At 54.3% G+C, this 983-nt stretch carries 1 protein-coding gene; it reads right to left on the bottom strand.

What is annotated here, in order from left to right:
- On the bottom strand, positions 1–858 hold an 858-nt coding region (locus AC1RPR_RS07835; RefSeq protein ID WP_481763405.1), incomplete at its 3' end, for a hypothetical protein.
- Positions 859–983 lie beyond the last annotated feature (125 nt).

Raw genomic sequence — 983 nt, 5'->3', positions numbered from 1 at the left:
CACGTTCTTGTAGGACACCACAGGGTTAGCGTTCGAACCACCGCTCGGGTTTTCGAGAGCAGTGCCCGTAACAAACGGGTATCCATCCACCGTCACGGGTTTGCCCATCACAACATATGAGTTGCCTGTAGCACCATGCGTTATTGGATACATCACGATCACGGTGTCGTTGACGCCCGGGATCGATCCGAAGTTGCCGTTTAGGCCTCCGTAGTTACCAAACTGGATAAGCAGACGCCCATCACTCATCGTCTGGTCCGAGAAGCCGGGCAGTCCATCGAAGTTCCACAAGCCGCCGTATGCCTTCGGGATCATTATCCCGTTGATCAGGACCGCAACGTCTCGGTCAGACACCGAGAAGTTATCTTGGGCCCCTACGAAGGTCTGACGCTCCGTTCCCAAGCCCGGCATCTGATACGCGTACACCTGACCTTCGTACAGAGTCACGTTGATGGGGTTGGCATCCGTGAACGTGATCTCATCTCGGTTGAAGAAGTATTGCCCTGCCACGTGGAATTGGGACAGCGGAGGGAGCGACGAGGGTACCGAACTTTGGAGCGTGACAGGAATGCCGGCAGGTAGGAATCGCGAAATGCGAAGCCCCTGCATCTGTGTGATGCTAAGGATTGCTGAATCAGATTGAGCCGTTTCAGCAAAACAGTCCTCCGCAGCGCGAATGATGCGGCCCTGCGCAAAAGCCCCGACCGATGCTGCTAGCTCGATCAGGGTCTCCGATGTCATTGTCGTGAGCGTTCCCTGCCACGATGGGATGGTGGTAAGGTAGTTTTGAAACTGGGAAACGAATTGATCAACGTCGGCTGTCAAGTCCGCCAGAACGAGCTTATTAGTATCTGCCATGTTGAACCTTATGATTGGTTGGCGGTGACGGAAAATGCTGCAACCAGCGGACCTGATTGAGTATCAAGGTTTAGGTTCAGGTTGTAAGCAATCCGAATCTGATAGCCGGGCAGCGACATGTCGGG

This window comes from Dellaglioa sp. CoH-57-MRSF-22 (assembly GCF_056781895.1).
The sequence above is the reverse complement of the archived record's forward strand: the minus strand, read 5'-3'. Positions and strand labels throughout refer to the sequence as shown.